The following is a 4,770-nucleotide window of genomic DNA, read 5'->3' on the forward strand; positions in this document are numbered from 1 at the left end:
CTTCCTGGTCGCAATTATCGGATTTTTTCTTATCGGTGTTCACGGGACCGAGGGATTGAACTATTATACACTTGGTCATCCACTCGCCTATGGATTGATCATCCTAACTACTCTCATTCTCTTTGTCATATCCAGGTATCTTCATGATCACTCCCTCTTTCAGTATATTCTGGCCCTGATAGGTGTGTCAGTTATCGCTCTGGCCTTGTTCGCCCTCTCCTGCCCTGATATGTTTCAATATCTTGTATCAAATGCAAACGCATTCTTCGGCCAGAGTATTCACTGGAAGACAATTCGAGAAGCAAAACCATGGACTTTTGAAGATGCATGGCACACGTTTCAGTATGGCCTGATCCTGTTTGCAATCGGGGTTGCCATTCTACTTAACCGGATTAGAAAGGGTATCAGTCCATCCGATCTCTTTGTTCTGATCTGGTCTGTTGTTGTTCTCTATGCTACGATGCAACACATCAGATATGAATATTATCTTGCAGTTCCGCTGGCTATTCTTGGTGGTACTGCTCTTTCATCAGCTATCCAGTACGTTCGCCTCCCCAGATGCTTCCATACACTTTGGTCAGCAGATATCAGGAAGACAGAAGTTACAAGAAAGAGACATGACCATACTCACCAGCATACCGGATTAAGATCGTTATTCTCCTGTGGTGGGTTGTATTTTTGTTTTCTTCTGCTTTTGGGAGTACTCTTTACATACAATTCTCTAGGTGTAGATCTTGCATTCGGACCACTTCACCTGAACCCTGACTGGCGTGAATCGATGGAATGGATGGACCTGAACACCCCAGATCCCGGTGTTGATTACCTGAAGATCTATCAGGAAGAACAGTGGCAGCCCCCCACTGAATCATACGGGGTCATGTCATGGTGGGACTATGGGCATATGATCACGTATATAGCAAAACGAATGCCCAATGCAAATCCTTTTCAAAAAGGTGTAGATGGGGATTATGGTGCTGCCCGGTTCTTTATAACAACGAATGAGTCAGAATCTTCAGGGATTCTTGACAACCGTAAAACCAGATACATAATTACAGATTATTTAATGGATGTTTCGATATTCTGGGCTATGGCAACCTGGAATAATCCTGATGTGGGTTTATCCCCGTACCAGCGTAATTTTATTATTCCAAATAAAAATAACCCAAATTCTGGACAGAACTATTCCTTCTTTATGGAGCCATATTACCGGACGATGGTCTCCCGGCTTCATAACTTTGATGGTTCATTGAAGAATCCTGATAGGGTATTTTATATCAACTACCTCAAGCCCCCATACTCTGGTACTACGGATCCGGTAATTGTGAATGGCTCAGAATTGTCATACACCGAAGCATCAGCGTTGATAAAAAATTCCACACTTGACACCGATCCCAGGTATGGGGCTGCATTGGTGAATTATGTGTACACATCCCCGGTCTCACCGGTCCCTGCACTACAACATTACCGGCTTGTACATGAGTCTCCTACCCGGGCTTCACCCCAAGAGCTTCCCGATATCAGATATGTGAAAATATTCGAGTACGTTCCCGGTGCGGTTATTACTGGAGACGGGATAATTGAAATCACAGTCCGGACAAATACCGGAAGAGAATTTGTCTATCGGCAGGAGAGTGTAAACGGATCATTCACGGTTCCATATCCGACACAATCCCGGATTGGAGATGTTGAAACGCTTGGATTATACCGGATTGTTGAGACCGGAGATGAATTCCAGGTAACTGATGAGCAGATTATCAACGGAGAAACAGTTCCAAATATTTTTTGAGTTTTCTTCTTGCTATGCAGGGAGGCAATAAATCGGGTATGGAGACTTTTATGAATCAGCATTTTAGTAATAAGTATTAAGGAGTTTGAAAACAAAGGGGAATTACAAGAGTGAATGCTATGTCAACGAATGCATATATAGCAGATCCGGTTGTCAATCAATATCTCCATGCCTCGTTGCAGAATGCGGTGATAGGTATCCTTGCAGGGTTGATCATAACCGGAATTATTCTGATATACATCTCATGGATGATGCATAAGAAGCAGATTTTTGAAACCGGGATATAGGTCACTCGACACTTATCATTGAGGGTGAAGGGGATCAAATATTACCTAAAAAAGATAAAATCTCGAACTGAGTTATATCTCTACTAACCGATATTCTCTGCTCCCAAGCCCCATCTTCTCACCGTACCGGATCTGGTGTTCTCCATCAACCTTTGCCCATAGCCCGGAGAACTTATGCTCACCCGGAGCATGGTGCTCATGCAGACAACTCTCTTTGATCCCCGGCTGCTGATTGATCAAATCCACAGCAGCTGCATCGATTGCCACCGGATCAGTCGAGGCTAGGAACCCGATGTCTGGTACAATCGGTGCATCGCTCCAGGGAACACAGTCACAATCAGGAGTCACCGACATCACAAAACTCAGATAGATGACTTTTCCCTCCTTTCCTGCAACAGATCCGGCTGCATACTCGACCATCCTCTCGATGAACTTCGGAACATCATCCTTCCAGTTGAAATCGATGGCCTCCTGCGGGCAGACCTGCAGGCAGGCAGAACAGCCGTAGCAGATAGACTTCTCAACATGGGCAACCTTGCCATTACAGCTGATGGCATCGAACGGACACTGGGTCACACAGAACCCACATCCGACACAGGTCTGTGGATCAATATTGGCCTGCATACCCTGATGCTGGTCCCTCTTTCCAAGCGGAGTTGCACAGCCCATCGCGAGGTTCTTGATCGCTCCTCCAAACCCGGAGAGGGCATGACCCTTGACATGGGAGAGGACGATCATCGCATCAGCATCGGCAATATCACCGGCAATCTTAACTGACTCAAAGTGATTCCCTGTGACCGGCACCATCCGTGAATTACTTCCGGTCAGACCATCAGCGATAGTCACCGGAGCATCCACGACTGCATAACAGAACCCATGTCTGATAGCAGTCTGCAGATGATCCGCAGCATTGTGACGAGACCCGATATACATCGTATTGGTATCGGTGAGGAACGGCTTGCCTTTACGAGCCTTGATCTCGTCGACAACCTGCCTGACAAAGACCGGCTTGATGTAGGTATCATTCCCGAGCTCACCAAAGTGAAGTTTTACCGCAGTGAGATCCCCTTCTTCAATCCGGTCAGAAAGACCGGACGCGTGCAGAAGCCGGGTGATCTTGGTGAGATTATTTTCATCCGGACTCTTAATCCGCATTCGTGCAAGAAAGACATCGCTAACCATGAACTTGCCTGTACCGAGATCAACCCAAGGGTATAAGAACCATCCTGCCTGGAGACAGATGGCTCAGCAGATTGTCCCTGTCCAATTGATCATTTTCTGGCGAGAACAACAAGGCCGTAGGGATGGGCGATCACCTGCGATGATCTGAAGGAAACACCGGAGAGAATATCTTCAAGTTCTTCTTTTTTGTACGCAGCACGGACAGATGTTTCAAACCCCTTCCTGATCTCCTCTGACCTGCAACTCCCCTGCATGAACGTAAAGATTTCAGGAGAGAGATCGCGTTTCAGATCGGTAACCATCACCCGCCCACCTGGCTGAAGTACCCGGTGTATTTCAGAGAAGACAACTCCTGCATCCTCCCATTCATGGAGTGATCCGTTTGAGAATGCCAGGGAGAACAGATTATCCTCAAATGGCATCATAAGAGCATTGCCTTCCTGATACGTAACCCGCTCATTCAGGTTATATGAGAGGGTATTCTCAGAGGCAAGCCGTATCATAGCAGGACTAATCTCAAGCCCGGTAAGGGTGGTTCCTTCAGTCTTCCGGACCCATTCGAGCCCGTAATACCCGGGTCCCGGGCCTATCTCAAGACCTTTGTCACCTGGCTGTGTCTGTTTTACAAGATCCTCAACCGGGAGATGCCCTGCATCACGAAGACCGCGTTGCATGATATCATATGCTGCAACGGTGATCTCATCCTGAATTCCTTCAACTGTTTCCGGTACTCGTGTCTCAAACATGACTGTCATTTCCTTTGGAGAGTACGGGAAGGGATCTGTCTGGTACCTCCGGTCAACAACCTCTTCAAGCCGAAGGAGTTTCCCATCTTCGTAGGTGACAAGCGGTATTTTTTCGTTACCCCGATCTTTTTTAAAACCACTAATCTCGGCTATGAAGGTCATCTCATCCTCAACACCGGTAAACCGGGAGCAGAGATCGGCAAACAGATACCGATCGTTTTCTGGCAATCTGGAGAGATGAGACTCAAGAAATCCATATATCTTCTCTTCAGTCTCAAGAAGCCAGATTTTTCCCTTCTCTGCAGGAACAACCCTGATGACCCTCCGGTTGTCAGGATCCTGGACCCTGCAGACAAACCCTTCCCGTTCAAGATAATTTACAAGATCTGTTGCTGAACTGGGACTTATCCCCAGCATCCCTGCAATGTCCCCCATGCACACCGGAGAGAAGTACGACGTGTACAATATCTCAATTGCACCCGGACTCAGGAGGTTCTTACGCCCCCGGTTTGTCCCAAAAAGCATATTAATGGCCATTCCGACAAACCCTAGTGAGAGCCTGAGGTGCGATGTTGGATCCATTGCGTACAATATTTAGGATATCCGTAATTATTAATATGTTACGGATAGCCGTAATAAAATGCCTCACATTTTTTTCATAATTAATTGCAGGATTGAAAAATCTACATAAAAGGAGATAATATCAGAGTTTCGAAGAAATCGTTAGAATAAATCGAGTAAGCGGGAGAGTTTCTCTTTAAGAACAGGA

Annotated in this window: 4 protein-coding genes; 2 read left to right on the forward strand and 2 right to left on the reverse strand. The window is 46.4% G+C overall.

All coding sequences use genetic code 11. The annotated features are described in order from the left end of the window. Window positions 1–1,786, forward strand: a 1,786-nt coding sequence (locus LUQ50_RS11730; RefSeq protein ID WP_300040021.1) for an oligosaccharyl transferase, archaeosortase A system-associated, incomplete at its 5' end; no start/stop codon positions are given. 119 nt (window positions 1,787–1,905) lie between these two features. Beyond that, complete coding sequence (locus tag LUQ50_RS11735; RefSeq protein ID WP_300040022.1) at window positions 1,906–2,073, forward strand: hypothetical protein; 168 nt, start codon at window positions 1,906–1,908, stop codon at window positions 2,071–2,073. 72 nt (window positions 2,074–2,145) lie between these two features. Here the strand turns inward: LUQ50_RS11735 and LUQ50_RS11740 are convergent, their stop codons facing one another. Further along, window positions 2,146–3,255, reverse strand: a complete 1,110-nt coding sequence (locus LUQ50_RS11740; RefSeq protein WP_300040023.1) for a DUF362 domain-containing protein — start codon at window positions 3,253–3,255, stop codon at window positions 2,146–2,148. Window positions 3,256–3,344: 89 nt separating this feature from the next. Then, window positions 3,345–4,583: a methyltransferase domain-containing protein gene (locus LUQ50_RS11745; protein ID WP_300040024.1), complete on the reverse strand. Its 1,239-nt coding sequence runs from the start codon at window positions 4,581–4,583 to the stop codon at window positions 3,345–3,347. Window positions 4,584–4,770: the final 187 nt, after the last annotated feature.

The sequence above is a fragment of the Methanospirillum sp. genome (genome assembly GCF_028679455.1).
In the GTDB taxonomy this organism is placed as follows: Archaea; Halobacteriota; Methanomicrobia; order Methanomicrobiales; family Methanospirillaceae; genus Methanospirillum.

Coding starts and splice junctions, on each gene's coding strand:
- LUQ50_RS11735 (WP_300040022.1), top strand. CDS start 1,906: ATGTCAACGAATGCATATATAGCAGATCCGGTTGTCAATCAATATCTC.
- LUQ50_RS11745 (WP_300040024.1), bottom strand. CDS start 4,583: ATGGATCCAACATCGCACCTCAGGCTCTCACTAGGGTTTGTCGGAATG.
- LUQ50_RS11740 (WP_300040023.1), bottom strand. CDS start 3,255: ATGGTTAGCGATGTCTTTCTTGCACGAATGCGGATTAAGAGTCCGGAT.